Below are 22,994 nucleotides of genomic sequence, written 5' to 3' on the forward strand. Positions count from 1 at the left end.
AGAAATACCATGACATACCAAACTACATTCTGATTCAACTCCCCTATATCGGTTGGATGGCGGGAGTGGCCACTGCCATGCTTTTTCTCGGTGGACTCATCTCGGCCATATGGAGTCCAGCAAGAGATTAAGCACCAAAAACCCCCCAAACCTTTTAGGCTGGGGGGGTAATAAGGAGATGTCAAACATTAAACCGATACCCCACACCCCAAATCGTCTCAATATACTGCGGCTTTGCGGGGGCTGTTTCAATTTTTTCTCGCAATTTGCTTATATGGACAGTCACCGTCGCAATGTCTCCCAAGGAATCCAATCCCCATATTCTTTCAAACAATTCATCCTTGGTAAACACTCGGTTCGGATGGGATGCGAGAAACAAAAGCAAGTCATACTCCTTGGAAGTGAGTGGGGTTTCTTTTTCATTGACGTAAACTTTCCGAGACCCTTTTTCGATCCGGATTCCGCGCAATCGGATATCTTCAGATGGTGCCACACGGTTATCCTGCACTAAACGATCGTAGCGGGATAGATGAGCTTTCACCCTTGCCACCAATTCTGCAACACTAAAAGGTTTGGTCATATAATCATCTGCGCCAAGTCCGAGTCCACGGATTTTATCAATATCTTCTTTTTTTGCGGAAACCATGAGAATGGGAATGTTTTTGACAAGACGAATTTGCCTGCAGATTTCAAACCCATCCATACCCGGCAACATAAGATCAAGTATAATGAGATCAAACTCGTTCTCAAGAGCCTTTCTCAAACCGAGATCCCCATTCGTTGCGATCTCTACCTGAAAACCGCCCGCTGACAAATAATCTTTTTCTACTTCCACAATCACCTGATCATCTTCTATGATCAGAATCTGTTTCATTCATCTTCACCCCTTTGTTCACTCTTTGGTAAAGTGAAATAAATGCTTGTTCCTTCCCCCATTTTGCTCTCCGCCCAAACGCGTCCACCGTGGCCTTCGATAATTTGTTTGACGATAGCAAGGCCAAGACCTGTCCCACCCGTTTCTGAATTTCTAGAAGGCTCGGTCCGATAGAACCTGTTGAAAATCTGCGGCAAGGCCGAATCCTCAATTCCTGGTCCGTTATCCCGGATCCGAACAATGGCCTCTTCCTTTTCATCGATTAATTCAACACAAATTTCCTTCTGTTCCTTATTCATATACTTCAAGCTGTTTTCAACGATGTTCATGAAGACTCGGTGCAGCTTGTCACGGTCTGCGGTGACCGGAACGGTTTGATTGCTTGTGGGAATGAACGAGATTTGAACGTTTTCCATACGGGGATCATAGCGCAGTTCATCCACACCATCCTGTAGATAAGCAGCTAGGTCCATCTCTTCAAAGTGAAACGGCAGCCTTCTCAGATCAAGCTTGGAGTACAGCATTAATTCATCGATTAACTGATCCATCTCTTCTGCTTTTCCCGCAATCATGTTCATATATTTTTCTCGCTTTTGCTCCGTATCCACGATCCCTTCCTGGATGCCTTGCACACAAGCTTTGATGCCAGTGATCGGTGTTTTTAAGTCGTGAGTCATACTTGCGATCAATTCTTTGCGGTTTTCTTCATACTGCAGTTGCAGATGGATTGACTCCTTTAAACGGATCCGCATCTCTTCAAATGCAGCCCCTAGTTTACCAATCTCATCTTTTCGTTTCAGATCGACCGTATGGTCAAGGTTTCCCTCTTTGATTTGGTCTGCCGCTTTTTTTAAGGAAAATAGGGGTCTGATAATACTTCTAGAAACTAATAATGTTAAAATTCCATTTGTAATCCCTACCACAATCAGTAAGGAAAGCAAGAGGAGCGGAAAAAATCTACTTGCCCCTTCATAGAATTGGTTCCAATCAGAAATGACGTATACCGTCCCGGTACTTTGATCGCTGAAGGTGATGTTATATTGTTCTACAGAATAGCGCCCATTCACCCTTCTTTCCCACGGCGGCTGAGCTGGCTCCTGTTGAAATTGCTTCAGTAGGGCATCCAGATTAGAGGTATCAACAACTTCCGAAACAAAAATCAACTTCTCCTGCTTCTTGACCACGAGAGCCGACTTCACTTGATTGAGTTGTTTGTCTATATTTTTTAAAAAGGCAGGGTCCGTAAATCGGTTCGGGGCTGTTTGTGCCATAAATTTAATGCCACCGGTCAACTCTTTTCGTTGATTGGAAAGCTCCCAGAAAGCTGGCATCTTGGTCTCCCCACCTGCCCCAAAGTAGAGGGGAACCAAAGTGGTCGCAATCAGAGCAATAAGCAGGACGGGTATGAACGTCATGGCGATATAGGAAAGCAACAGTCTTATCTTGATGGACATGATCAAAGCTCCTTCATTTTTACCCTATCGGTTTAAGTATAATCCATTCGACTATAATAAAATTGACAATTATTCCTATCCATATATTGAATTTCAACATTTCATCTACCGTTGCTTTTATGTCCCCTGGTAGGGAAAAGCCATTGAGCAAAAAGACCATCAATAGCAGAATCGGCACAATGATTCTTCCACTTACCGCCACTAACGTGACAGCGAAACTCCGAATCATCCATTTACGATGTTCATCGAAATCCCTCCTCACAGCAGTCCGATACCCTTTCCAGCAAGTGAACAGCCATAAAAGCGAGAGAGCAAGAAAAGAAGTTGCTTTTGAAAGGTCTTCAACATAAAAGAAATAAACCAAAGCGATCAATCCGCTTATAAAAACACTGCCTACATACACCCGTCCAAGGTAACGATGAACCTTAGGTTTCTTAATACGAAAGCGATCAATAAATTGCAAGAAACCAGTTAATAGAGCAACACATGCCGTTATAATATGGGTTACTAGTAAAGGAAATTGAATGGCCGTTGAGGAAAACTTGACACGGCTATAAGCGGGATCCAACGTGAAATAAGGAGCCGAAAAGGGAATAACGACACCCAAAGATACCACGAAGAGGACCCACCAACTTTTTTTAGGTTTCACTAGATTTACACCTCCTTCTGTGATTCATATTAATACTCGTTTATAAACCAACTCATAAGGAAATCTAAAAAAAGTATAAAAAGTGGGGGATTCGGACTCGATTAACGGGATCATAAGGGGTTCAGTCCGAATCATGAAGGGATTCGGACTCAGTTAGCCGGATCACTAGGGGTTCAGTCCGAATCATGAGGGGATTCGGACTCAGTTAGCCGGATCACCAGGGTTTCAGTCCGAATCATGAGGGGATTCGGACTCAGTTAGCCAGAACACAAGGGGGTCAGTCCGAATCATAGGGGATTCGGACTCAGTTAGCCGGAACACTAGGTTTTCAGTCCGAATCATGAGGGGATTATTTACTCAATTTCCGCTTTTCCTGCAAAAGCAATTGAAACTCCTTCTCTAATTCTTCACTAGGCTCAATGCTTAACCGACTAAGTACTTCTGATATTTTCGTTTCCAGTACAAGCCGCTGATCTTCTTTGGTATCCCTCTTTTTCACGCGTTGGTCCAGCTCATACTGTTGGAATGTCCCTTCAAACAGTTCAATCTTTTGATGACGAATCGCTAAAATCCGCGTTGCGACATATTCGATAAATCGGCGGTCGTGGGAAACAAAAATCACCGTTCCTTCATATTCCTTGAGCAGCGATTCCAAAGCGCTGGCTGCCTCGAGGTCGAGATAATTCGTCGGCTCATCCAAAACCAACGTATTCACATCGCTTAGAAAGATTTTTGCAAGCGCTACTTTGACCCGTTCTCCCCCGCTTAACACCCCGACCATTTTATAAACATCATCTCGAAAGAAACCAAGTCTAGCGAGTACAATTCGGATGAGCGATTCATCCTGTTTTGAAGTAGAGCTGACATTTTCCAAAGTCGATTTTTCCACATCTAGAATGTTTAGGTTTTGGCTAAAGTAACCTATTTTTACCGAGGGAGAGATGGTGATTCCTTCTGCTTGGTAGACGATCTTCTTTACTAAAGTTGTTTTTCCACAGCCATTCGGGCCTATAATTGCCAACTTATCTCCTCCGCGAACCTGAAAACTGGTTTGATTCCAAAGAACCCGCCCGCCTATAACACCCGAAACCGCCTGTGCTCGAATGATGATTCGGCCCTTGAATGTGTCCTCGTTTGGGAGATTCATCTTGAGTGGTGGCGTTTCCTTCACCATTTCTACTTTTTCCAGCTTCTCTAATCTCGTTTCAATGGCCTTTGCCACCTTTTGCATCTTCTTCTGTTTTTTCGCAAAGTAAGGTTTTGTTTTTTTGGCTTCTATTGGGCTTACTTTTTTCGGAGCTTTCGTCGCCTTTTCGGCCTTTTTCACCTTTAATTCCAGTGCCTCTTCCAATTGGTTTTTCTTTTCCTCATATTTTTCAAAAGCCAATTTCTTTTGCCGAACTTCTAATTCTTTCTGTTCTGCGTATTCGCTATAGTTGCCTTTGTATACTTTTACTCGAGTCCCATCAATCTCCCAAATGGTAGTGCAAAGGGCATCGAGAAAGGCACGGTCGTGAGAAACGATTACGAAGGCCCCTTTCCAATCTATCAGTTTTTTCTCTAGCCATTCCATATGCTCAGTATCCAAGTTTGTTGTTGGTTCATCAGCCAATAAGATTTCCGGTGTTCTAACAAGTGCTTCGTTAATGTAAGCCTGCGTCACTTCACCGCCGCTTTTGGTTGTATTCGTACGTTTTAACTGTGGCAAAAGTTCACATGAAGTATGACGAATCACGTTTCCTGTTTCGGGTAAGATTTTCCCTGCCAATACATTCAACAACGTCGTTTTCCCACAGCCATTACGCCCTACCAACCCTATCCTGTCATCTTTATGAATTTGAATCTGATCGATATCGAACAACAAACGGTCTTTTACATAGTGTTTGATTTGAATAGCTTCCACTAATTTCATTAGATCCTCCCCCATTTTGGGGACAAAAAATGCCCCCTATCTACATTCAGAATAGGAGGCATAGGGATAGTGTGGACAGCAAAAAAGGGTGATCCCAATTTCGGTTCAACTATCGATACGAATCCTATTCTGAAAACACCCATTGAAAGCAAAACAAATTAAACAGAATCCTTGTTCTGTTATAAAATGCCTTCCATTCATCGTTTTCGAAAAATAGGATTAGTACTTCATCGTCGTTGGTTTCACCCTTCCGATCATTAATATACAGTCACTTTAAACAATCTCCTGGAGATTGTCAAATGTTACGTCAATCCAGCCTATGGTACAGTCAAGGCATAGTTAGCTCTGTTAAAATCTATTCCAGGAGATCAGAAACTTCAAAGCTTGAATTGTAGTATAATAAACCTTAGTCGATTCATGGTTTGTAGGTTAACCGAGTCATTCCGCCTATCATGACCAATCAGGAAAAGAGGTGTACTCAATGCGAACAGGAATAGCAAATACGCCACTACATGGAGGACATTGTCCCCCGTGGCTTTTCGAAAAAATGAAACAACTCGGATCTGTCATGATTGAGGTTATCGCGATAGAATATGGTCCAACTGAGGTATTGCGTCGGTTATCCGACCCGATCTGGTTTCAGGCTTTCGGCAGTGTACTTGGCTTTGACTGGCATTCCTCTGGTTTGACCACGGTATTATGCGGAGCACTCAAGGAAGGGCTGCATGACCAACAAGGAGAACTGGGCCTGTTTGTCACTGGGGGCAAAGGGAAAGCATCTCGGAAAACACCGGATGAAATCTTCCAAGCTGGCGAAAAACATGGATTGTCCAACGACCTTGTTAGCTTGCAGCGAACAAGCCGCATGGTGGCAAAGGTTGATTCCGCTGCCGTGCAAGATGGGTATCAACTTTATCATCATTTCTTCGTATTCGATCGCGATGGAAACTGGACCGTTGTTCAGCAAGGGATGAATGAGAAAAATCGGTATGCCCGACGGTACCACTGGCTCAGTGAATCTGTTAAGAGCTATGTCGAAGATCCCCATCAAGGCATCTGTGGGCAGCCAGCAAAAGATGTACTAAACCTTGTTTCACGAAATAATGAAGCAACACGTTTAGCTTCTGTTGAACTATGCCGTGAAGAACGCCCGGAAACCGTTGTGAAGGTGCTTGAGTCCATCAAAAAAAGCAATTCAAGATCCATGGAACCCCAACAGCTTTCGTTGTTCGATGAGGAATTTGTCTCCGGGGAAAGCGAAATTCCAGATACCTTAGGTAGTTCGTCTACTAGCTCAGAAATATATTCAAGTATGACGATGCCACGCCCTCATCCTATCCCCTCTTCACGACACTTAAATAAAATATTGCACCAGCTGTACGAACGACCACTCGACAACTATGAGAATTTATTAGAAACACCCGGAGTCGGTCCAAGCACGTTACGAGCGCTTGCGATGGTCGCCGAGATCACCCATGGTACACGACCGAGTTTTGAAGACCCGGTTCGTTATGCATTTGCCCATGGGGGAAAGGACAAGATCCCATTCCCCGTATCACGGCGTGACATGGAGCATTCTTTCGGAGTCCTGCGCACAGCAGTAGAAAAGGCAAAACTAGGCCATCAAGAAAAACTTGAAGCCCTTCGCAGGCTTGCTCAACATGAGACATAAAGGGAGTTCCCTAGGAACTCCCTTTGTTTGATTCCACTTCTATCTGCTTTTTATTAAAAGCTCTACTGCTTCCCGAACCAACTTAGAAGAATCTCTTCCAGCCTCTTGTTCTTCAAGAATACATTGCTCTAGGTTGGTAGCCACAATAAAAGCAATGGCTTTATCGGCAGCATTTCGAACGGCGGATAATTGACTAACAACGTCCTTACAATTTTTTTCTTCTTCCATCATGCGAAGGACCCCTCTTACCTGCCCTTCAATCCGTCTTAACCGTTTTTTCGTATCCTCAGAGTAATTCATCCCCACACCCCCTTATACATACATCTATAGGTATATATTTTACCACAAATCATGAATACTTATAAATAAAAGCTTTTCCTTAGATAAATAAATTCACTTTCGCATTCGATGCATCTCCCAAATAGGCAGCAACACCAGCTAACTCCACCCCGTCAATTAATTCTTCCTTTTGGATTCCTAACAGCTCCATCGTCATCGTACAGCCAACCAATTTCACCCCTTGTTCCTGGGCCATCTCCATTAATTGCGGAAGCGATAACGCATTGTGTTTCTTCATCACATGTTTGATCATTTTAGGCCCCATCCCCGCCATATTCATTTTAGAAAGAGCTAATTTACCCGGTCCACGAGGCATCATCCAGCCAAAGGCTTTCTCGAGCAACCCTTTTTTGACAGGAACCTGTTGATCTCTTCTTAGTACATTTAGTCCCCAAAAGGTCGTGAATATGGTTACTTCATGATCGAATGCTGCCGCTCCGTTGGCAATAATAAAGGCCGCAATGGCTTTATCCAAATCCCCGCTAAAGAGGATGATCGTTGTTTTTTCTTTCTGGTTTTCCATTTCTATCTCTCCCTTATTAAGCATTAAGCAGTATGATGTACTGCACAACGATTTGGTCCGATTTCCAGTTCTTGTTCACGTTCAGCTGTCACCTTATTGACTCCGCGGTTAATCTCAACGATCTCCTCGAAATTCGGTGGTGTTGCCGTATTTGCAGATTCTGCCACAGCTCGAACAAACTGTTCTTCGGTTTTCCCGATCATCATTTCATTCTTTTCACGAATTTGTCCTAAAGTAGATCCTATATAACCATCCTCATTCATTTCAGCGTCTAAATCTGCGTAATGTGCTGGAAGGACAATCACTTCATTTGTCATTTTGGCAACTTTTCCATAGACAGTCTGATATAAGTCCTTTGCCCATTCACGTGCTTTTCCACCCAGGTCCGGGCGGCCCAGTCCACCTACAAAAATGGTATCCCCAGAGAAGAGAAGTTGATCATTGATTAGGAAGGAAACACTGCCTGGAGTATGTCCAGGTGTTTTCACTGCCAAGACTTGAAGTTTCACTTGGGCAAACTGGATCACATCATGGTTCTCAAATGGGGCGTGTTCAAATACCGCGCCTTCACTTTTCATCAGATAATAGATTGCACCCGTATCGTCTGCCAATCTTTTGCCCCCAGAAATATGGTCGGCATGAAGATGGGAATCTACGACATGCATGATAACAGCACCTTCTTTTTCTGCAAAAGTTTTATAAATATTGGTTAGCCGTGAGGGATCAATGACCAATGCTTCAGAACCGGAAATCACCAGGTATGATAAACACCCTTTTCCAACACGAATAAATTGATATACTCTTACTTTGTCATCTTGAAATACTTTGACCGGCTGCAGGTATTCACTCCATGACTTCATGCCGCCCTCAAGGTAGTAAACCTCATGATGTCCGGCTTCGACAAGTTGTTCAGCAACAAATTTAGAGGAACCTTCTTTTGCACAGACAACTAGGATTTTTTTGTTTGGAGGGATCAGCTCTAATACGGGATCAATCCCCTCTAATAATTCGAAATAAGGAATATTGGCAACACTAATATTGGTGCCTTCAATTCTCCAGTTTTCAAACTCGTCTTTGTTCCGAACATCCAAAATAAATAGATCTTCTTGATTCATAACGAGATGGGCCACTTTCTCAGCGGACATAGCTTGTAGTGTATTCATTTTCATATCCTCCTTATTTTTGAATGTATACAATTAATCATTGAATTTTCTCTTATAAGAACACTCTCTTTTTAGTTACTCATATACCTGTATAAGTATAATTAGAAGCAAAAAATAAAAAGCGATACCCAGTTGTGAATTTAATTTTTTCTTCTAATCTTCCTATTACTTATACCCCTATATGTATTATAACTGATAAAGAAAATGTGTCAATAGGGGAAAAAGGGGAGTTCCCAAAATAACTGATTAAATGTCCGCCTTCACTGTTGCGATATCGGCTACACAACGCCTCTTTTACACCCTCACCTTTTGTCCCAGTCCCCTCGTAATTTTATCGAACAAAAAAAGCCAGATCCAGGTGTGAATCTGACTTCTCTCCATTAAACTGTAATCTGATCCCGGAGGCGTTTGTAAATAAAATGCCAATCCATTTGGTTGCCCGTAGCGATAATACGACCATCGCAGATGATCGTCGGGAGACGATAGCCAAAGATCGTACGAAGTGACTCCCAGATGGGCACTTTGTACTTTCTGGTGTCGCGAATCAGTCGAGGGATGAGGTATGGGAGATTACGCGGATCGACGACATCGATCTCAGCGTAATCTTTATATTCCTCCATCAATCGACGATAGATAGAGCCGGTAGATAGAATCATCTGCCGTCGCTCTGCAAATACCGCATCTCCATCAAATTCACGAAAATCCCCAGAAAAAGTGCCACAACAAGAACCTCCAGTCATCTGCTCCTCTTCTTCACGGATGATAATAATACTATGCTGTGGTTTTTTGGCTTTTGCCACTGTTTCTACCTACCGCGATGTTCTTCAAAGATTTATTCGCTAAACTTCCCAGAAGGACAGAGAGTATGAGCAGCGCAACTCCGAAGATAGAGATCAGATAGTTTCCTTTAGTTAGATTGCCCCATACTAAGGTCACCAATGCCGTAAAGGTCACCGCAAACATAAAGTACATCGGATACTTCGTATACCAGTTGCTCTTCCCCATCTTTGCCAGCCAGACAGATACTGCAAGCAGTGCAATCGCTCCAAGGAGCTGGTTTGCAGACCCGAAGATCGGCCAGATTGCTGCCCACTGTCCGCTCAGTGCTAACAGACCGCCGGCACCAGCTGTAGCGACGGTTCCCACCCACTTGTTGGTAAGAACAGATGGAGCAGCCTTTCCGGTCTCTTTGGCCTCTTGATCGAAATACTCAGCGAAGATGAATCGTCCTAGACGAGTTGCAGTATCCAGTGTTGTCAGGGCGAATGCCGATACAACCAGTGCGGAAAAGCTCTTTCCGATGGCTAGCGGAATCCCAAGAGTAGTCATGAATTGCCCCACACCAGCCGAAAACAGTGCAACCGGACCGCCATTTTTCATCAGATTCGAATAATCAGCTGGGATGAGCATAGCTGCCGTAATTAAGGCAATAACTGCCAACAGACCTTCAATTAGCATCGCACCATAGCCGAGCAATTTGGCATCGCTTTCTTTATTCAACTGCTTGGAAGTCGTCCCGGAAGCAACCAGAGAGTGGAAACCGGAAACTGCCCCACATGCGATGGTTACAAATAAAACCGGGAATAAATAGCCTAGATCTGTCTTGAACCCGGAAAAACCGGAAAATTGGATGGTTGGGTTGGTTAATACCAAACCGACGACTGCCCCAATCATCAAAGAATAAAGCAGGAATGAATTTAAATAATCACGAGGCTGCAGCAAAATCCAGACAGGTGCTATGGATGCGATGACGATATAAACCATCATCAGCAACACCCATGTAGACTGAGACAGAGAAATCGGGAACGCAAGCCCAACCGCAATACAAGCAAATAACGCCACAATACCGATAATGGTCGCGGGTAATGTAGGAACATTGCGGCGATAGACAAAGAATCCATATAAAACAGCAACGATAATAAATAATAAGGAAGCGGTTCCAGCTGCTGGTTCAGCAACGAACGTATTCGCAGTAATAATAAGGAATGCTGCGACAATCAAAACAAGGGTCAACCAGGCAAAAAGGTTAAATAGTTTTTTACCGGAGACTCCGATGCTGTCCTGGATAATCATCCCGATTGATTTTCCCTTGTGGCGAACGGAGGCAACAAGTGCCGTAATATCATGAACCGCTCCAATGAAGATATTTCCAAGCACAATCCATATTAAAGCGGGAATCCAACCGAACACCGCAGCAGTAATTGGACCAACGATTGGAGAGGCTCCTGCGATAGAAGCAAAATGATGCCCAAGCAATACAGGAGACTTCGTCGGAACATAATCCACCCCATCCTGTTCGGTATGGGCAGGCGTTTTGCGATTGTCATCCAAGTCTAGCTGTTTGACAATATAGGACCCATAAGTAACATAAGCAATCAAAAACAATGCAATACAGACGCCTACAATAAGCAAACCACTCACGATTTTAAAACCTCCCTTATTTTTCGAATTAAGCTTTTCTTTTTGGGGGATTTCACCGGATGATAGAATGGCTTGACCTCTTTGGCTTTACGATTGCAGTATACCTGATTCAGTGGAGGAACAACGAGTATAAGCCGAATGTCACACCACCCCTGCAGCCCCATCTTAAAAGCCTTTTGGTAACTAAACCTTTCTACAATTCTGATAATATTTGGCGTTGGTTCCTTATCTATTACAATGACCCCTGAAATTATGCTTGTCATATGCTCTTCGTGCGGTTTGACAAGCGAATCTACGGCCTGCTTCAGAAAATCAGTCAATTCCAACAGATTGTTCTGTGTCATCTCTTCATAGCATCGCACGAGCGTGTACTCATAATTGTCAGCTCGCCACAGTTTCACATTTTTGGAACCGAAGTACCTCTCATTCTGTATTTCACATTGGGCATAAAGATGAAATAATTCCTCTAAAACTGAATAATCTCGTTGAACGCGGAAAAGATGACCAAGCCTTTTCTCTAATAAGGTCAAATATTCTGAACCATCCATGTTGTCACCCCCTTGTTTGAAAGCTATCCATATTATATTTTCTCTTGACCAGGTTTTAAAAGGGTTGCCGCCCGAAATGCATAAAACAGGCTTGAAGCAACACAATTCAGGCGTAAGTGACACTTATTTAAATGTTTATTAGTAGGATAACATCTCTTTTAAGCCCTTTACATAACTTCGGGAAACCGGGATTTCATGAGGGCATCCTTCAATCTTTAATTTCATTGTATAATTAAACCAGGGTATCACTTCCTCGATCTGATTAATATTTACGATATAGGATCGATGGGTTCGATAAAAGGAGTAATCGCCATGGACTTCTTCCCATTCGTTTAAATTGTATTTCGTTGTATAGACGGCATATTTTGTATAAAGCATCGTTTTCTTCCCGTCCGCTTCAAGAAATAAAATGTCCTTTGGCGAGAGCGGGATCAGCTTGCCGTCTTTTTCACCGATGATCTTCCTGTTTGTTTGATTGTTTGTTAATTTTTGGATCATCTTCTGAACCTGGCGAATCATCTTACTTTCCTTTTTGTTTAATAATAGCTCGACCTTCCCCAGTGCCTTGCCAATCCTTTCTTGTTGATAGGGCTTGGTTACATAATCGATAGCGTCCAACTCAAAAGCGTTTAATGCATATTCCCGATAAGCGGTTGAAAAAATAACAAGTGGTGGTGTGGGAAATTTCTTCAGTTCGCTTGCTACTTTTAAACCGCTCATATCAAACATATCGATATCCAAAAACAGCACGTCTGGGGCTGCTTCGTGTACCTGTTCGAGCGCCTCCTCACCATGTGTTGCCTCACCGACCACCTCCACCTCTGGGAAGGATTCCAATAAAAAAAGCAGTTCTTCTCTTGCTGGCAGTTCGTCATCAACAATCAGGACACGAATCATCCTGCATTCACCTCCACAGCGCGATTCAAGGGAAGGAGAAAGCTCACCATCGTTCCCTGTTCCGAACTATATATTTGCAGTAATGCCTGCTCTCCATAGATGGCTTTTAGCCGTTCATTAATATTATACAGACCGATTCCACACCCCTCTGCTGATTCATATGGACGCTGGAGAAAGGTCTTCTCATTTTTCTCGCTAAACCCCTCCCCATCATCTTGGATAGAAACATAGATGGATTGGTCTCGTCTCTCGATATTTAAAGAGATGGTTCCCCCTTCCTTTTTAGCTAAAAGCCCATGTTTGACCGCATTTTCTACGATAGGCTGGATAACAAGCGCAGGGATCCGGTGATGGAGCAACATAGGGTCAATGTTTGCCGTAAAATTGATCCGGTTGCCAAATCTCCCTTTTTGAATAGCAAGATATGCTTGGATATATTGATGTTCCTGCTCAATTCGTATGTACTCGCCCTGCTCTATATTCTGACGAAAAATGGTGCTGAGATGAATCAACAGTTCCCTTGCCTGTTCTGGATTTGTGCGACAGTAAGAGACGATGGTATTCAACGAATTAAACAAAAAGTGCGGCTGAATTTGCGTTTGCAAAGCCCGTAGTTCCGCCTTTTGACGAAGCGTATTTAAGTGTTCAATTAATGCCAATTCCAGCTGCGATGAAAAAAGTTGGGCAAGACCGTTGGCAAATTCCAAGTGTGTAAGTCCAATAGGGTAGTTGCTTGCCAGAAATAATCGCAACGAGCCGATCCGCTCCCCTTGAACATGCAGAGGGATAATGATCCCTGATTTCAGTTTGCAAGATGGATGTGGGCAAGAAAAATGTTCCTTTACGAAGATAATACTTGAATTATGGTTTAGGAGAATTTGTTCATCAGAAATTTGCAGCGGATAAGATCCCTCATCCTGGTGATGATCGCACCCTACTCCAACATAACTTAAAAGTTTATTGTTCTTCGTCACTGCGACCGCATCGAATGATGTATGCCGATAAATAATCCCAGCGACTTTCTCGGCCGTTTCTTCTGTCAACCCCTTGCGGAGATATGGTAGCGTCTCCTCCGCTATTTGAAGGGATTGTCTGGCTAAATCTGCCGCCACCAGGTCACGCTCCTTGAAGACATTCTGCAGGATTGCCAGGAATATGGCGATGCCTAATGAATTCGTCGTGATCATGGGAATCCCAATCACGGACACGACCCCATAGCCGACTTCAAAGGGTCTTACGAGTAACAAGATGAGGCTCATCTGCAACGTTTCTGCAAGCACCCCATACCTTAACCCAATAAACCAGCTCATCTTCTCACGTCGCCACTTTTTCGCCAGAAATCCCCCTAACAGCCCTTCAAGGATCGTTGCAACCGCACAAGCTTCCGCAGTCAATCCGCCAAGCGATAACCGGTGCAAGCCAGCGATCAGACCAGCCCCTGCCCCTACTACTGGACCACCGAGCAAGCCCCCAACCATTACCCCAATTACTCGTGAATTGGCTAGCACCCCTTCATCCAGCCAATAACCTGTGTAGGTACCAATGATTCCCATAATTCCAAAAATTATAATCAGAAAACATTTGTCTTTTGAAGATAGGTTGTCTTGAAAAATCCTTTTAAACAGATCTATCCGTGTTAATACAAAAGCAATCGTAGCAACAACGCACATCCCCTGAATTAATTTAATAAATAAGGTGCTGTCAAGCATCCTTCACGGCTCCTTTTTTACAATTAGGTGAATACTCACATTCATTGTATAGGCCGTTCATTACTTTGTAAATATTTAGAAATGTTGTTTTTCTTACTCTATCTCATCTATTAGCTAGTAATAGGTAGGCTAAAGGAAAATTAGGTTTCAGAATCATTAAACAAAGAATGACCAAAACCAATCCTTGGGTAAAACTTAAAGGATACTCTTTATTAAGAACGTAAACATTTGTTGTATCGTTTGGAACAAAAAAGGTCAGCCCTTCACTATAATAATTTTCGTTACATAAAAGTTGGCTTACAGGAAAATAATGAGAGGGATAGATGAACACATTTCATAGTAAAGGACGGCGATATAATGCCAACAAGAAACAGGAAAGAAATCGCTCCAAAACGAATTCGTGGAGAAAACAATCTCGAGGAACGCATCGAAGAAATGATGGATGCTGCGGGAGTCGCCGAAGAAATGTCGAATCAAACGATGAATAGTGAAACAAGGGATAAAACATAAAAGGCACAGTTGTGCCTTTTGTTAGTACTTAATTATATTTAATTTTATTTCTCCACCGACTCACTGAATATTAAACGAGAATCACCTTTCTGAATCGAATTTACTTCATAATAACTGATCTGTGCTTGGTCGCCTGTGAGTGAAAGAATGGCATATGAATTATATAAAAATCCATCCTGATTTATACTGAGCTTTGCCTTATTTAGATTCATGACTGGCGGTTCTTTCTTACCCTGTAAGTTTAAATGGGGTGAAGTGATAAATGGTTTTTGGTCGACCATCATGGGTATTGCTCCTGAACCTATGCACCGACCCTTCTTTAGGTTTATGTAGGGATCAAATAAGATCTGGTTATGCTCGTGCCCCCAAAGCCATAAAGACACCTGATCCATGACACTTCGGAAGGTCTCTCTCAGGAAAGGATTATAGGCAATGGTTTGTCCTTGACCATCCTTCCCCACACCTAATGAACTAAATAGCGGATGATGTGACAATAGAATGGTTTTACGGGAACCGGCTGTACTAAATTTATGTAAATGCCACCTCTCTTCTGCTTGGTCCAGGTACGTTACATTTGAAGCACTTAAAAAGGGATTACTTGAGTGCAAGCCAGTATCCAAACCTAATATTTGCCAATAATTATTTCTCAAACAAAAATAACTTGCCGGTTGATTCAATTGCTGAAGCAGCCAATAATACCCTTTACCCCCTGAGTACATTTCGTGGTTTCCAGCAAGCGTATAAACCGGGGTACTGCCAGCTATTTTTTTTATTGGCGCCAAGAAATAGTCTTGAACCTCATCCATTGTTCCCGAGTAATAAATGTCTCCTAGATGGATGATTAGATCGGGATGATGCATTTTTACTGCCTTCAATGACCACTCAGCTACTTTCGTACCCGTCCCCCAATCCGCAAGAAAAGCAATTTTTATATTTGCTGGGATATCCATCACAAAATCATTGAGTTGCTTGTAACGTACATAGGGTATAACTCCTCTGTCTTTTTTAAATGCCAAATAGGTTTTTAAAGCCTCATGCCATCCGGGATCACAGGTTGACATTTTAAATCGGTTCATAAGTTCCTGATACCGTTCCCTATCCCCTTGAATTTCAGCCTTGGCTAAAGCTGCAACTATTTTCGTGCACTCATCAATTACGTTCCTATTGTAATCTATAAATGGGACCATTCTTCCTTCCAAAAAAGCATTTGCCACTTGCACAAAATGGTTCATCCTGTAAATGTCAGATTTGGAGAAAGCGCCATTTTTCCCCGCTTTTGAAATAGCCGATTGCCAAAGGGATAATATGGGGTTCCGAAATGTCGGATATGTCATGTGTCCTCCTTTTCAAATCAAAGTAGTACTCTACGGTCAAACCTTTTCTTTTACGTGGAACTAGTCGGAAAGGGATTTACAAAATGAGGTGAGGAACTTTCAAGTGGGAGACATTTTCGTTGCCTGTGACAATACTAATGGAATTGAATAAAATCCTATGTTGAGGTGATCCCTCTTTTCAAAACAGAAATACGAATCATCATATTCCGCCTGAAAGATACATACGTTCTTTTCCAATCATTTACTTATAAAGACTAGTCAGTAATATTTATGACGTTAGAAGTTAATTATAACCATGGCTAGAAGGCCACCCTGAGCCTTGATTAGGTTATGGCCAATGCTCCACCCGACAATGCTGATATAAAGAAAGGGACTAGCATTCGTATGCTAGCCCCAGATATTACGTAGTGAATCCTATCCACACCTGCTATATCCACAATTGGTACAACTCTTACATCCCTCAGTATTAATAAGCGATGCTGTTCCACAGGATGGACAGATGTCCTTCGTCCCTAAATCAAATCCATCATCATGAAAATCATGTTCTACCGCTTTTGCCTCTGGCAGAGCAGCTGCTTCTGTTGCTGCGATCAAACCATTGACGTCGGGACCATCGAGGTGCAGTTCCATCGCTTTGGCCATGGCATCTGCAACGGATTCCACGCGATTTGGTCCAAACCCAACGGCTCCTGTACCACCAATGCCCTTCAAGTGTTTAATCAACAAGCGGGCTTTGTTTCCATCTGGCAGATCACCAAATCGTAAGAATAAGGTGGCGACGCGGCCAAGTGCTTCGGACATGGCGAAGACGTCTGAACCTGCTTTTCCTACGTTTACAATAACCTCAAATGGTGCGTTATTTACATCATTGATGGTGATATAAGCTTTACCTAAAGGTGTATTCATTTTGTAGGTTGCACCGTGTAAAATCTGTGGACGGCGCTGATATTCTTTTTCCTTTTCAGGCTCAATCACAGCTTGTGTAGCTGCGGATTGTTTCTTTTCTTCTGGCTTGTCCTTCTTTTCGGTGGACAATACTTGCACGTCGCGGCTGCCGTCGCGATAAATGGTAACCCCTTTACAACCTAGTTCAAAGGCAAGCTCGTACAAGTTTTTCGTATCTTCAACGGTAAAATCATTCGGTGCATTGGCGGTCTTCGAAATCGAGCTGTCCACCCACTTTTGGATCGCCGCTTGTACACGTACATGGTCTTCCGCGGATAAATCTTGTGCAGTAACAAAATATTCAGGTAGATCTTGCCCTGGATGTTCATTGAGCCAGTTTTGAGCGATTGGTACATACTGCTTATCAAACCCCAAACGGCTTTGACGGAAATATTCAAATGCAAAGTAAGGTTCGATCCCTGTGCTTGTTCCTACCATGGTTCCTGTACTTCCGGTAGGTGCTTGAGTGATCACGGTCACATTGCGCATACCATTTTCGCGAATGGACTCACCTACTTCAGGGTACTCACTTACCATCGTTTTCATAAACCCGCTCATCAAAAACTTGTCCGTATCAAACGCCTTGAAAGAACCCTTTTCCGCAGCAATTTCAGCTGAAGCCAAATAGGCTTCTTTGGCGATGAAGGAATAGATTTTATCCAGGAACTTGATAGATTCCGCGCTTCCGTAACGAATGTTGAGTTTAATCAACAGTTCTGCAAGACCCATGGAGCCTAGTCCAACACGGCGCTCATTCATCTGGTTTTCTTTATTTTCTTCGAAATGGTAAGGCGTCGTATCGATGACGTTATCTAGGAAACGAACAGAGTAGTTCACACATTTTGCTAGTTCATCCCAAGCTACATCATGATTTTCCTCATCATAAAACTTCGATAGGTTAAGGGCTGATAAGTTACAGACTCCCCAACCCGGAAGGCCTTGTTCTCCGCATGGATTCGTACAAATAATAGGGTTGAAATACCAGGAATTTGACATTTGATTATAGTATTCCATGAATACAATGCCTGGTTCTGCAGACTTCCAGGCCGATTCAATAATCGTATGCCAGATTTCTCTTGCCTTCATTTTCTTATAGACTTTAACTGGCTTTCCAAGCTCTTTCCACTTTGCCAGGTTTCCATCCCAAATTTGATCGTACTCTGGATCTTGAGTATCTGGGAAAACGAACTCCCAATCAAGATCTTCCTTCACAGCCTTCATAAAGTCATTGCTGACACAAACAGAAAGATTGGCGTTGGTAACGAGACCAGCTGTTTGCTTAATCGTAATAAACTCTAACAAATCAGGATGCCAGTCCCAAAGCATTAGCATTAATGCGCCACGCAAATTGTTACTCTCCACAATGGAGGGTTAGGTCATTTCTGCCTAACTCTCATGCTTTCACATGAGCTCAGACTATATCATCAGAGAATAAAACTTTTCATGCTTTCTTGTAAGCTTTAAATCACCAAATGCATATAAGTGTTCATAAATTGCTTTCAACTCGTCCACACTGGATAAATATAGGTCATAACATCCTTCTTTTGGAGTGATGGAATTTACTCTTTTTGCAAAACCTTGTCTTTTAAGAAATTGCAGTGTGCCATTCAGTAGCTCATAAGTTCCAGTAAGACCGAATCGAGCTTTTATATACCCATTCCTAGGATAAACGCGAATATGTCCGTCAGCGTCAAATATCCCCCGCAAAAAGGCCCACTGAAGCTTATCATCGTTAAATTCAATCCACTGCTCTTTTTTAGTCTTTTTAGGAGTTATACCTAGCTTAATTAAGTCATCGCACATTTTAGTTGAATTGATGGATAATCTAACTTTTTCTTGTTCGTTAGTCCGACGTCTGTTTTTATCAATTTTTACTGCTTCAACCATATTCAATTCATGCGCAATATCTTTTACAAGTTGCATATCTTCTTTAGCCAGAGTAATTACTAAGCGTTTAGACTTTACTCTGTCATGGATACAACCGTCGCCTAGTATAAATCCCACAAGGTACGCTTTGTTATATGTTTCAATCACTGAAAAGTAATTTTCATCGTAGTGATATATTCTTGACTTTTCCTTTCCAGCTTCACCAGGATCTCGACCTTTGATATTATTTTCCATCATCCAGCGTGATAGTGTTCCCCTAGGAACACTTAGCATATTGGCTATTTCATGTTGTGAATGTCCTTGTTCATAAAGCTTACAAACTTCTTGCAGTAGTTCTTCCCTGCCACGCGCCCCATAATGCCGTCTCCGAACATTTTGGTTTACTCCTTCCATTGCTTCCAAGGAAACACCCACCTTGCTCGTTTACCCAAATTATACCTGGAAACTTTAGGAAGTTTCAATAGTCGTTGAACGTTCAACTTCGTTTCCGAAGCTGCTTCGCTGCTGATTGCCCAATCCCTGCACTTTTCAACCATTCACGCTTGCCGTTGCCGACTACGTTGTAGGGTGCGGGGCTTTAAGGGTGTTCCAGCAATTCACGTGGTTAAGTCGCCATGGTGTTAACGACTTCCCCCTTGCTCAATCAATCCTGTCGTATAACTAAACAATCCTCCCCAGCTTACAGAACCGCTGGAAGAACCATTCACGCCTTTCACCAAGGCTCTTCTTGGCCGCAGTGATGATAGGTTGATTCCAACTCCGCCGCCGCGTGACATAATTTCTGTCATCTCGCTTAGGGTTTCCATAATGCCCCCACGGCTGTCTTTCGGGGATGGGATGACGTAACAATTAAAGAGCGTTAGTTCGTCGTTGGTTCCTGCTCCTGCGGCAATTCTACCACCGGGAACTAGTTTCCAATCTTCAAGAACATAGCGGAATTTTTCTTCCCACTCGGCTTGTTTTTCTTCGGTTTGTTCACATCTGGAAATCGTTTTGGCAAGACGACCCCACATTTTATCTGGTGTTTCTTCTAGTGACTTGATCATTTTTTCTGGGGAAGTCACAATCTCTTCATTACTGCGTAATTTTACAGTAACGTCGTTTCCTTCGCGTTTCACGACAACCCCTACTTCCTTCATTGGAAACTTAGGATCGTCTTTCGTAAGGACTATTACAGTATCACCTACTTGTACATGGTCAGGGTCTAGATCCTTCCTTGCATAGCGATCAAGAAAGATCTTTTCGCTTAAGCCCTCAAGGCGATATGTAGTATTAGAAACGGTCATTGCATAGCCTCCATATAATCAAATAAATTGACCCTTATCTGGTTGTTTGTTACATTAGAAAGGTAGGTACTAGATAAAGATATCATACCCTTCGATCTCTATCAATATATTGATGCGGTATATTTACCCTTACACTACATGTTGTATTTTTTTAAAAAGTCAAGACTTGTTTTTTGGAAAATGTGCGGGAGATGTGATGAATCATGATTCTATTCAATGATCAATTGATCCGGCGGGAAGAAGCAAGAGTAGACATCGAGGATCGGGGCTACCAATTTGGCGATGGCATTTATGAAGTCGTCAGTGTTTATGAAGGAAAGATTTTTCGTTTGGAAGAACATCTGCAACGTTTGAGCTACTGTGCTGGAGAAATTGGTATCGAGCTGCCAACCAGCCTGGAGGTTTTAATCACGAATCTTTATAAATTAATAGAGGTAAATCAACTTGTTAATGGACAAATCTATTTTCAAGTCACTCGTGGGTATGCGCCGCGAAACCATCCATTTCCTGCCCAACCCAAGCCTGTACTGACCGGATATGTCACACGAAAACCTCGTCCGCTAGAGTTAATGAAAACCGGTGTGAAAGCGATTACTTTGGACGATATCCGTTGGCTTCGCTGTGATATTAAGAGTCTAAATCTCCTGGGCAGTGTTCTTGCCAAACAAAAGGCAATCGAACAAGGGGCTTTTGAAGCCCTACTGCATCGAAACGGAAAGGTTACGGAAGGAAGCTCAACGAATCTCTTTATGATTAAGGACGGTAAGATTCAGACCCATCCCTTGGGAAATCTCATCTTGGGCGGGATTACGCGAATCGTGATTCTGGAGCTAGCAGGGCAAAAGAACATTCCAGTCATCGAAGAACCCTTTTCCCTAAAGGAGTTGTATGCAGCGGATGAGGTTTTTGTATGTAGTACAACTTCTGAAGTGATGCCGATCATCACCATCGACGGCAATCCAGTCGGAAATGGTTCTGTTGGTCCCCTTACCAGAAAGCTGCAAGAGCTGATGGAAGAAATGCTTTTTGCCCATCAGGAAAAGGTGCAATAAATTAGAAGAAGATGTATCCCTCTGTCGAGGAAGCTTTCCTATATGCGGAAAAAGTATAGCCTAACGGGATGCACAAACGTAAGTTTTTAACCTATGATGAGCCCGTTGACTTTCATGCCGATGGGCTTTTTCCATATAAAAATTCGAGGGGAGAATGTTCATGGGGTTACTAGATGAAAAGTTTTTAAAACTTGGTGCGGAATATGCACCGGGACAAGAGGTACGTCAAGACACAAATGAAGTGCAGCTGCGGGGAGAAATCATTGCGGGGACGCCAGTGGACTTTTCGCACGGTGACGTAGACGCGTTTGAGCCCATTCCAGGCAGTTTAGATCAGTTCATCGAAGGAGTACATATCGGCGGCAAACAAGCCTATACGGAGTATCGCGGAAGCCATAGCATCCGGGAGAATATCGCACACAAGCTTGCTACCTTCACGGACTCAACGGTTCATGCAGAGCGCAATTTGATTATTACTCCCGGGACACAAGGTGCCCTCTTTCTAGCCATGGGTTCAACGGTGGCCAGAGGCGATAAAGTAGCCATTGTAGTGCCAGACTATTTCGCCAACCGCAAACTGGTTGAATTCTTTGACGGGGAAATCGTTCCGATTCAGATGGACTATTATAGCACGGACACCTGTGCGGGAATAGACTTAACCCAGCTGGAAGATGCCTTCAAAGCAGGAGTGAAACTCTTTTTGTTCTCCAACCCCAATAATCCGACGGGTGTCATTTATTCCCCGGCGGAAATCCGAGTAATCGCGGAACTGGCGCAAAAGTATGGTGCTACCGTCATCGTCGATGAGCTATACTCCCGACAAATTTTTGATGAAAGGATTTACACGCACCTATGTGCACAACATATCGTAGATCCCGAAAATGTGATTACCATCATAGGCCCATCAAAAACAGAGTCATTGAGTGGGTACCGATTGGGGGTAGCTTTCGGATCCGCAAAAATTATTGAGCGTATGGAAAAGCTGCAAGCCATTGTTTCTCTACGGGCAGGAGGTTATAGCCAAGCCGTACTAAAATCTTGGTTTTCTGAGCCCGAAGGCTGGATGGCAGAGCGAATTGCTCAGCACCAAGCCATTCGTGACGATCTGATGGCAAAGCTTCATGCTGCTGAAGGTTTTAAGGTGAGAGCAACAGAGGCCGGAAGTTACCTCTTCCCTAGACTTCCACAATTAGATGTGACGGTTAATGATTTCGTAAAGATTCTACGCCTCCAGGCAGCGGTTACGGTCACACCTGGAACTGAATTTGGACCACAGTATACTGACAGCTTCCGCATCAATTTTTCCCAGGATCATCGAGCAGCTGTTGAGGCGATAGAACGGATTATTAAAGTTGTAGAGGGGTACCGCAAATGAGCACATTAGGTGAAAAAGGCAATCCCATTCCGCAGGGGAGATATGTTCCTGCCAGCCGGTTCGGTAATCTGATCTATACCGCCGGGATGACTCCGAGAAATAACGGTGTACTGATTCAAACCGGTAAAGTGATGACCGCTGAACCACTTGCAAGCTATAAAGCCGCAGTCCGACAAGCGGTGGAAAATGCACTGGTTGCAGCAAAAAATACCCTATCGGAACAAGACCGGATGGAGCAGATCCTCTCACTCACCGTTTACATCAATGCAGAGGAAACCTTCCAAGCACATGCTAGTCTTGCAGACTATGCTTCTGAATATTTATATGAAGAATTAGGAGACAAAGGGATCGGGAGCCGTGCCGCAATCGGCGTTGCCTCCCTGCCGGGAAATGCGCCGGTGGAGGTTCAATTGATTGCTGCTTTTTCATCCGAAAAATAAAAAG

At 43.2% G+C, this 22,994-nt stretch carries 19 protein-coding genes and 2 pseudogenes; 5 read left to right on the forward strand and 16 right to left on the reverse strand.

All coding sequences use genetic code 11. The features are described 5' to 3' along the window. Window positions 1-181: 181 nt before the first annotated feature. The 4 genes from J2Z37_RS13655 to J2Z37_RS13670 form a co-directional block, all read right to left on the reverse strand. Entirely contained in the window at window positions 182-874 is a 693-nt protein-coding gene (locus tag J2Z37_RS13655; RefSeq protein ID WP_209810832.1) for a response regulator transcription factor, read from the reverse strand. Beyond that, window positions 871-2,328 carry a sensor histidine kinase gene (locus tag J2Z37_RS13660; protein WP_209810833.1) on the reverse strand — a complete coding sequence of 486 codons (1,458 nt, stop codon included), beginning with the start codon at window positions 2,326-2,328 and terminating at the stop codon, window positions 871-873. Before J2Z37_RS13660 ends, J2Z37_RS13655 begins: the two co-directional genes overlap by 4 nt. A gap of 19 nt (window positions 2,329-2,347) precedes the next feature. Next, window positions 2,348-2,977 carry a DUF2306 domain-containing protein gene (locus tag J2Z37_RS13665; protein ID WP_209810834.1) on the reverse strand — a complete coding sequence of 210 codons (630 nt, stop codon included), beginning with the start codon at window positions 2,975-2,977 and terminating at the stop codon, window positions 2,348-2,350. A 349-nt stretch (window positions 2,978-3,326) separates the two neighbouring features. Beyond that, window positions 3,327-4,889 carry a Vga family ABC-F type ribosomal protection protein gene (locus J2Z37_RS13670; protein WP_209810835.1) on the reverse strand — a complete coding sequence of 521 codons (1,563 nt, stop codon included), beginning with the start codon at window positions 4,887-4,889 and terminating at the stop codon, window positions 3,327-3,329. Window positions 4,890-5,382: 493 nt separating this feature from the next. On the opposite strand from J2Z37_RS13670, the gene J2Z37_RS13675 reads away from it, so the two are divergent. Then, window positions 5,383-6,561 carry a DUF763 domain-containing protein gene (locus J2Z37_RS13675; protein WP_425340326.1) on the forward strand — a complete coding sequence of 393 codons (1,179 nt, stop codon included), beginning with the start codon at window positions 5,383-5,385 and terminating at the stop codon, window positions 6,559-6,561. A gap of 39 nt (window positions 6,562-6,600) precedes the next feature. Here J2Z37_RS13675 and J2Z37_RS13680 read toward each other — a convergent pair whose 3' ends face one another. From J2Z37_RS13680 to J2Z37_RS13715, 8 genes are all read right to left on the reverse strand, one after another. After that, window positions 6,601-6,861, reverse strand: a complete 261-nt coding sequence (locus tag J2Z37_RS13680; protein WP_245203806.1) for a metal-sensitive transcriptional regulator — start codon at window positions 6,859-6,861, stop codon at window positions 6,601-6,603. A gap of 79 nt (window positions 6,862-6,940) precedes the next feature. Continuing rightward, window positions 6,941-7,423 carry a DsrE/DsrF/DrsH-like family protein gene (locus J2Z37_RS13685; protein WP_209810838.1) on the reverse strand — a complete coding sequence of 161 codons (483 nt, stop codon included), beginning with the start codon at window positions 7,421-7,423 and terminating at the stop codon, window positions 6,941-6,943. 23 nt (window positions 7,424-7,446) lie between these two features. Then, on the reverse strand, window positions 7,447-8,586 hold the full coding sequence (locus J2Z37_RS13690) for an MBL fold metallo-hydrolase (RefSeq protein ID WP_209810839.1): 1,140 nt from the start codon (window positions 8,584-8,586) through the stop codon (window positions 7,447-7,449). A 380-nt stretch (window positions 8,587-8,966) separates the two neighbouring features. After that, window positions 8,967-9,326 (reverse strand): hypothetical protein, encoded by a 360-nt coding sequence (locus J2Z37_RS13695; protein ID WP_209810840.1) that lies wholly within the window; start codon window positions 9,324-9,326, stop codon window positions 8,967-8,969. A gap of 31 nt (window positions 9,327-9,357) precedes the next feature. Continuing rightward, window positions 9,358-11,007, reverse strand: coding sequence for a carbon starvation CstA family protein (locus J2Z37_RS13700; protein WP_209810841.1), 1,650 nt, complete (start codon window positions 11,005-11,007; stop codon window positions 9,358-9,360). Beyond that, window positions 11,004-11,555 (reverse strand): DUF8052 family protein, encoded by a 552-nt coding sequence (locus J2Z37_RS13705; protein ID WP_209810842.1) that lies wholly within the window; start codon window positions 11,553-11,555, stop codon window positions 11,004-11,006. Before J2Z37_RS13705 ends, J2Z37_RS13700 begins: the two co-directional genes overlap by 4 nt. 138 nt (window positions 11,556-11,693) lie before the next feature. Beyond that, on the reverse strand, window positions 11,694-12,452 hold the full coding sequence (locus J2Z37_RS13710; protein ID WP_209810843.1) for a LytR/AlgR family response regulator transcription factor: 759 nt from the start codon (window positions 12,450-12,452) through the stop codon (window positions 11,694-11,696). Then, the gene (locus tag J2Z37_RS13715; protein WP_209810844.1) at window positions 12,449-14,161 is read right to left on the reverse strand and encodes a LytS/YhcK type 5TM receptor domain-containing protein; all 1,713 of its coding nucleotides are present in this window, start codon (window positions 14,159-14,161) and stop codon (window positions 12,449-12,451) included. Before J2Z37_RS13715 ends, J2Z37_RS13710 begins: the two co-directional genes overlap by 4 nt. Before the next feature lie 357 nt (window positions 14,162-14,518). Between J2Z37_RS13715 and J2Z37_RS13720 the strand changes: the two genes are divergently transcribed. After that, window positions 14,519-14,671 (forward strand): hypothetical protein, encoded by a 153-nt coding sequence (locus tag J2Z37_RS13720; RefSeq protein ID WP_209810845.1) that lies wholly within the window; start codon window positions 14,519-14,521, stop codon window positions 14,669-14,671. 44 nt (window positions 14,672-14,715) lie between these two features. Here the strand turns inward: J2Z37_RS13720 and J2Z37_RS13725 are convergent, their stop codons facing one another. From J2Z37_RS13725 to J2Z37_RS13740, 4 genes and pseudogenes are all read right to left on the reverse strand, one after another. Then, complete coding sequence (locus J2Z37_RS13725; protein ID WP_209810846.1) at window positions 14,716-16,005, reverse strand: metallophosphoesterase family protein; 1,290 nt, start codon at window positions 16,003-16,005, stop codon at window positions 14,716-14,718. A gap of 414 nt (window positions 16,006-16,419) precedes the next feature. After that, window positions 16,420-18,297 (reverse strand): annotated as a pseudogene (locus J2Z37_RS13730) (adenosylcobalamin-dependent ribonucleoside-diphosphate reductase); the annotation flags it as partial. Between the two features lie 69 nt (window positions 18,298-18,366). Continuing rightward, a complete protein-coding gene (locus tag J2Z37_RS13735; RefSeq protein WP_245203816.1) occupies window positions 18,367-19,230 on the reverse strand; it encodes an LAGLIDADG family homing endonuclease in 864 nt (287 codons plus the stop codon). Between the two features lie 230 nt (window positions 19,231-19,460). Next, window positions 19,461-20,123, reverse strand: a pseudogene (locus tag J2Z37_RS13740) (adenosylcobalamin-dependent ribonucleoside-diphosphate reductase); the annotation flags it as partial. 203 nt (window positions 20,124-20,326) lie between these two features. Between J2Z37_RS13740 and dat the strand changes: the two are divergent. The 3 genes from dat to J2Z37_RS13755 all read left to right on the forward strand — a co-directional run bounded on the left by dat (window position 20,327) and on the right by J2Z37_RS13755 (window position 22,990). Next, window positions 20,327-21,175 (forward strand): D-amino-acid transaminase, encoded by an 849-nt coding sequence (gene dat / locus J2Z37_RS13745; protein WP_209810849.1) that lies wholly within the window; start codon window positions 20,327-20,329, stop codon window positions 21,173-21,175. Window positions 21,176-21,335: 160 nt separating this feature from the next. Then, window positions 21,336-22,550: a pyridoxal phosphate-dependent aminotransferase gene (locus J2Z37_RS13750; protein WP_209810850.1), complete on the forward strand. Its 1,215-nt coding sequence runs from the start codon at window positions 21,336-21,338 to the stop codon at window positions 22,548-22,550. Continuing rightward, window positions 22,547-22,990 (forward strand): RidA family protein, encoded by a 444-nt coding sequence (locus J2Z37_RS13755; protein ID WP_209810851.1) that lies wholly within the window; start codon window positions 22,547-22,549, stop codon window positions 22,988-22,990. Before J2Z37_RS13750 ends, J2Z37_RS13755 begins: the two co-directional genes overlap by 4 nt. Window positions 22,991-22,994 lie beyond the last annotated feature (4 nt).

It is taken from the genome of Ammoniphilus resinae (assembly GCF_017873965.1).
Taxonomy (GTDB): Bacteria; Bacillota; Bacilli; order Aneurinibacillales; family RAOX-1; genus Ammoniphilus_A; species Ammoniphilus_A resinae.

Coding starts and splice junctions, on each gene's coding strand:
- J2Z37_RS13655 (WP_209810832.1), bottom strand. CDS start 874: ATGAAACAGATTCTGATCATAGAAGATGATCAGGTGATTGTGGAAGTA.
- J2Z37_RS13660 (WP_209810833.1), bottom strand. CDS start 2,328: ATGTCCATCAAGATAAGACTGTTGCTTTCCTATATCGCCATGACGTTC.
- J2Z37_RS13670 (WP_209810835.1), bottom strand. CDS start 4,889: ATGAAATTAGTGGAAGCTATTCAAATCAAACACTATGTAAAAGACCGT.
- J2Z37_RS13680 (WP_245203806.1), bottom strand. CDS start 6,861: ATGAATTACTCTGAGGATACGAAAAAACGGTTAAGACGGATTGAAGGG.
- J2Z37_RS13685 (WP_209810838.1), bottom strand. CDS start 7,423: ATGGAAAACCAGAAAGAAAAAACAACGATCATCCTCTTTAGCGGGGAT.
- J2Z37_RS13690 (WP_209810839.1), bottom strand. CDS start 8,586: ATGAATACACTACAAGCTATGTCCGCTGAGAAAGTGGCCCATCTCGTT.
- J2Z37_RS13695 (WP_209810840.1), bottom strand. CDS start 9,326: ATGACTGGAGGTTCTTGTTGTGGCACTTTTTCTGGGGATTTTCGTGAA.
- J2Z37_RS13705 (WP_209810842.1), bottom strand. CDS start 11,555: ATGGATGGTTCAGAATATTTGACCTTATTAGAGAAAAGGCTTGGTCAT.
- J2Z37_RS13710 (WP_209810843.1), bottom strand. CDS start 12,452: ATGATTCGTGTCCTGATTGTTGATGACGAACTGCCAGCAAGAGAAGAA.
- J2Z37_RS13715 (WP_209810844.1), bottom strand. CDS start 14,161: ATGCTTGACAGCACCTTATTTATTAAATTAATTCAGGGGATGTGCGTT.
- J2Z37_RS13720 (WP_209810845.1), top strand. CDS start 14,519: ATGCCAACAAGAAACAGGAAAGAAATCGCTCCAAAACGAATTCGTGGA.
- J2Z37_RS13725 (WP_209810846.1), bottom strand. CDS start 16,005: ATGACATATCCGACATTTCGGAACCCCATATTATCCCTTTGGCAATCG.
- J2Z37_RS13735 (WP_245203816.1), bottom strand. CDS start 19,230: ATGGAAGGAGTAAACCAAAATGTTCGGAGACGGCATTATGGGGCGCGT.
- dat (WP_209810849.1), top strand. CDS start 20,327: ATGATTCTATTCAATGATCAATTGATCCGGCGGGAAGAAGCAAGAGTA.
- J2Z37_RS13750 (WP_209810850.1), top strand. CDS start 21,336: ATGGGGTTACTAGATGAAAAGTTTTTAAAACTTGGTGCGGAATATGCA.
- J2Z37_RS13755 (WP_209810851.1), top strand. CDS start 22,547: ATGAGCACATTAGGTGAAAAAGGCAATCCCATTCCGCAGGGGAGATAT.